Origin of the sequence: Escherichia sp. MOD1-EC5950 (genome assembly GCF_002965345.1) — a bacterium.
GTDB lineage: Bacteria > Pseudomonadota > Gammaproteobacteria > Enterobacterales > Enterobacteriaceae > Escherichia > Escherichia marmotae.
Genome location: NZ_PTSR01000065.1, coordinates 1 through 4,346, shown reverse-complemented (window position 1 = coordinate 4,346; position 4,346 = coordinate 1). Strand labels below are relative to the sequence as shown.

The following is a 4,346-nucleotide window of genomic DNA, read 5'->3' as shown; positions in this document are numbered from 1 at the left end:
TAGCGCGGTGGTCCCACCTGACCCCATGCCGAACTCAGAAGTGAAACGCCGTAGCGCCGATGGTAGTGTGGGGTCTCCCCATGCGAGAGTAGGGAACTGCCAGGCATCAAATAAAGCGAAAGGCCATCCGTAAGGATGGCCTTTTTGCGCTGGTGAAAACTCTTCCTGTCGTTATATCTACAAGCCATCCCCCCGCAGATACGGTAAACTAGCCACGTTTTTGCATCAGGAAAGCAGCTATGAACCACTCCTTAAAACCCTGGAACACCTTCGGCATTGATCGCAATGCGAAGCACATTGTATGCGTGGAAGACGAAAAACAACTACTCAATGCCTGGCAGCATGCAACCGCAGAAGGACAGCCAGTTCTTATTCTGGGTGAAGGAAGTAACGTACTTTTCCTGGAAGATTACTGCGGAACGGTGATTATCAACCGGATCAAAGGTATTGAAATTAACGATACGCCTGATGCTTGGTATTTACATGTTGGGGCGGGAGAAAACTGGCATCATCTGGTGAAATACACTTTGCAGCAAGGTATGCCCGGTCTGGAAAATCTGGCATTAATTCCGGGCTGTGTCGGCTCATCGCCTATCCAGAATATTGGTGCTTATGGCGTAGAATTACAGCGAGTTTGCGATTATGTTGACTGCGTTGAACTGACGACAGGCAAGCAAGTGCGCTTAACAGCTAAAGAGTGTCGTTTTGGTTATCGTGACAGTATTTTTAAGCATGAATATCAGGATCGCTTCGCCATTGTAGCCGTAGGTCTGCGCCTGCCAAAAGAGTGGCAACCTGTACTGACCTATGGTGACTTAACTCGTCTGGAGCCTTCAACGGTGACACCACAGCAAGTATTTGATGCGGTGTGTCATATGAGAACAACAAAACTTCCCGATCCAAAAGTGAACGGTAATGCCGGTAGTTTCTTCAAAAATCCTGTTGTTTCAGTCGAAATGGCTAAAGCGTTACTGGCACAATTTCCAACGGCACCTAATTACCTCCAGGCGGATGGTTCAGTAAAACTGGCTGCTGGCTGGCTCATCGATCAGTGTCAGCTAAAAGGGGTACAGATTGGCGGGGCTGCGGTACATCGTCAACAGGCGCTAGTTCTTATTAATGAAGGCAATGCGAAAAGTGAAGACGTCGTACAACTGGCACATCACGTAAGGCAGAAAGTCGGTGAAAGATTTAACGTCTGGCTTGAACCCGAAGTCCGCTTTATTGGTGCATCAGGTGAAGTGAGCGCAGTGGAGACAATTTCATGAAGGATAATACTGTTCCACTGAAATTGATCGCCCTGTTAGCGAACGGCGAATTTCACTCCGGCGAGCAACTGGGTGAAACGTTGGGAATGAGTCGGGCGGCTATTAATAAACACATTCAGACACTGCGTGACTGGGGTGTTGATGTATTTACCGTTCCGGGCAAAGGATACAGCCTGCCTGAACCAATCCAGTTACTTAATGCCGAACAGATATTGAGTCACCTGGATGGTGGTAATGTTGCTGTGTTACCGGTGATTGATTCTACGAACCAGTACCTCCTTGACCGTATAGGAGAGCTTAAATCGGGCGATGCCTGTGTCGCAGAATATCAGCAAGCGGGTCGTGGTCGCCGTGGGCGGAAATGGTTTTCTCCTTTTGGCGCAAACTTATATTTATCAATGTTCTGGCGTCTGGAGCAAGGCCCTGCTGCGGCGATTGGTTTAAGCCTGGTTATCGGTATCGTGATGGCGGAAGTACTACGCACGCTGGGAGCTGATAAAGTTCGTGTTAAATGGCCAAACGACCTCTATCTGCAGGATCGCAAGCTGGCGGGTATTCTCGTTGAACTGACGGGCAAAACCGGCGATGCGGCACAAATTGTCATCGGTGCCGGGATCAACATGGCCATGCGTCGAGTCGAAGAGAGTGTCGTTAATCAGGGATGGATCACCTTGCAAGAAGCGGGGATCAATCTGGATCGTAATACTCTGGCAGCCACGCTTATACGTGAATTACGGGCGGCGCTGGAACTCTTCGAGCAAGAAGGACTTACTCCTTATTTGGCTCGTTGGGAAAAACTGGATAATTTTATTAATCGCCCAGTGAAACTTATCATTGGTGATAAAGAAATATTTGGGATTTCGCGCGGGATAGATAACCAAGGCGCATTATTGCTTGAACAGGATGGGATAATTAAACCCTGGATGGGCGGTGAAATATCGCTACGAAGCGCAGATAAATAAAAAAGGGAGCAATAGCTCCCCCTTTAAATTATTTGCGTAGTCTGACTTCTTCTACCGCATGATTAGCACTTTTGGTCAGGATCAGGCTGGCACGTTCGCGAGTAGGAAGAATATTTTGCTTTAAGTTCAGCCAGTTGATTTCCTTCCAAAGCGTCAAGGCAGTATTGATCGCTTCTTCTTTTGTTAATTTAGCGTAGTTATGGAAATAGGAATCCGGATCTGTAAAAGCGCCTTCACGGAATTTCAGGAAGCGGTTGATATACCATGTCTGCAGTAAGTCTTCAGGAGCATCAACATATATCGAAAAATCGACAAAATCAGAAACAAAAACATGATGCGGATCGTGTGGGTAATCCATACCGCTCTGTAAGACATTTAATCCTTCAAGAATTAAAATATCAGGCTGCACGACAGTTTTATCGCCATCCGGGATCACATCATAAATAAGATGCGAGTAAACCGGTGCTGTAACGTTTGGCACTCCCGATTTTAGATCGGAAACAAACTTCACCAGACGATGCATATCGTACGACTCCGGGAAGCCTTTCTTCTTCATCAGACCACGTTCTTTAAGCACTTTGTTGGGATGAAGAAAACCATCGGTGGTGATCAGTTCAACACGACGGTGTTCCGGCCAACGGCTTAATAGAGCCTGTAATACACGGGCGGTCGTACTTTTCCCCACCGCAACGCTACCCGCGATGCTGATAATGTAAGGAATGCGTTGTCCGTTAGTACCAAGAAATTGTTCCAGAACTGCCTGACGGCGCAAGTTTGAGCTTATATAGAAGTTCAGCAAACGCGATAAAGGCAAATAGATCTCGGCAACTTCTTCTAACGAGAGATCCTCATTTATACCTTTGAGACGGGCGATCTCATCCTCCGATAACGTCATAGGTACGGAATCACGCAGAGCTGCCCACTGGTTGCGGTCAAACTGTAGGTAAGGCGTCATTAACGTTTGCTCTTTTATACTCATAAGCATGTTTCTGGCGATCATAGCTCTATCGGCAAAGCGATATTTGCCATGGCGCGTCACAGTTCTGTTGAATGGGTTAATGGGCAGGAGGGTAACACCAGATTGGGAGGAATAATAAGAAAAAATCTCTTTCGACAAGCTATCGTTGAAAAGCAATGTGACAGATATTCCATCTACTAAAAAGAATTGTGTTTTATCTTGAGTGCATTGTTAAACAGAATGATGCTGAAAAAGTATGCTAATCTGTCCCCTGTTTGACTGTTTCTTCATCGCGTTGTGCAAAATGTGACCAATAAAACAAATTATGCAATTTTTTAGTTGCATGAGCGCGCATGTCTCCATAGAATGCGCGCTACTTGATGCCGACTTAGCTCAGTAGGTAGAGCAACTGACTTGTAATCAGTAGGTCACCAGTTCGATTCCGGTAGTCGGCACCATCAAGTCCGGTGGGGTTCCCGAGCGGCCAAAGGGAGCAGACTGTAAATCTGCCGTCACAGACTTCGAAGGTTCGAATCCTTCCCCCACCACCAATTTCGGCCACGCGATGCGTAGCCCGAGACGATAAGTTCGCTTACCGGCTCGAATAAAGAGAGCTTCTCTCGATATTCAGTGCAGAATGAAAATCAGGTAGCCGAGTTCCAGGATGCGGGCATCGTATAATGGCTATTACCTCAGCCTTCCAAGCTGATGATGCGGGTTCGATTCCCGCTGCCCGCTCCAAGATGTGCTGATATAGCTCAGTTGGTAGAGCGCACCCTTGGTAAGGGTGAGGTCGGCAGTTCGAATCTGCCTATCAGCACCACTTCTTTTCTCCTCCCTGTTTTTTCCTTCTGTTTATTGCATTCAACAAGTCGGGCATGTTGCCTGGTTGATGTGGTGATATCACCGATTTATCCGTGTCTTAGAGGGACAATCGATGTCTAAAGAAAAGTTTGAACGTACAAAACCGCACGTTAACGTCGGTACTATCGGCCACGTTGACCATGGTAAAACAACGCTGACCGCTGCAATCACTACCGTACTGGCTAAAACCTACGGCGGTGCTGCTCGCGCATTCGATCAGATCGATAACGCGCCGGAAGAAAAAGCTCGTGGTATCACCATCAACACTTCTCACGTTGAATACGACACCCCGAC

The 4,346-nt window shown here is 47.3% G+C and carries 4 protein-coding genes, 4 tRNA genes and 1 rRNA gene; 8 read left to right on the top strand and 1 reads right to left on the bottom strand.

What is annotated here, in order from left to right:
• The 3 genes from rrf to birA form a co-directional block, all read left to right on the top strand.
• Positions 1-105: ribosomal RNA gene (gene rrf, locus BEA93_RS23970) — 5S ribosomal RNA — on the top strand; the annotation flags it as partial.
• A gap of 134 nt (positions 106-239) precedes the next feature.
• Positions 240-1,268: a UDP-N-acetylmuramate dehydrogenase gene (gene murB, locus BEA93_RS23965; RefSeq protein ID WP_105225207.1), complete on the top strand. Its 1,029-nt coding sequence runs from the start codon at positions 240-242 to the stop codon at positions 1,266-1,268.
• Positions 1,265-2,230, top strand: a complete 966-nt coding sequence (birA, locus tag BEA93_RS23960; RefSeq protein ID WP_000654622.1) for a bifunctional biotin--[acetyl-CoA-carboxylase] ligase/biotin operon repressor BirA — start codon at positions 1,265-1,267, stop codon at positions 2,228-2,230. Before murB ends, birA begins: the two co-directional genes overlap by 4 nt.
• A gap of 28 nt (positions 2,231-2,258) precedes the next feature.
• Here the strand turns inward: birA and coaA are convergent, their stop codons facing one another.
• Complete coding sequence (gene coaA / locus BEA93_RS23955) at positions 2,259-3,209, bottom strand: type I pantothenate kinase (protein WP_000023077.1); 951 nt, start codon at positions 3,207-3,209, stop codon at positions 2,259-2,261.
• A gap of 361 nt (positions 3,210-3,570) precedes the next feature.
• On the opposite strand from coaA, the gene BEA93_RS23940 reads away from it, so the two are divergent.
• The 5 genes from BEA93_RS23940 to BEA93_RS23920 all read left to right on the top strand — a co-directional run.
• Positions 3,571-3,646, top strand: a tRNA-Thr gene (locus BEA93_RS23940).
• A gap of 8 nt (positions 3,647-3,654) precedes the next feature.
• Positions 3,655-3,739, top strand: a tRNA-Tyr gene (locus BEA93_RS23935).
• A 115-nt stretch (positions 3,740-3,854) separates the two neighbouring features.
• Positions 3,855-3,929, top strand: a tRNA-Gly gene (locus BEA93_RS23930).
• Between the two features lie 6 nt (positions 3,930-3,935).
• Positions 3,936-4,011: transfer RNA gene (locus BEA93_RS23925), tRNA-Thr, on the top strand.
• Between the two features lie 114 nt (positions 4,012-4,125).
• The coding region (locus BEA93_RS23920; RefSeq protein WP_000031665.1) for a GTP-binding protein at positions 4,126-4,346 on the top strand (221 nt) is incomplete at its 3' end.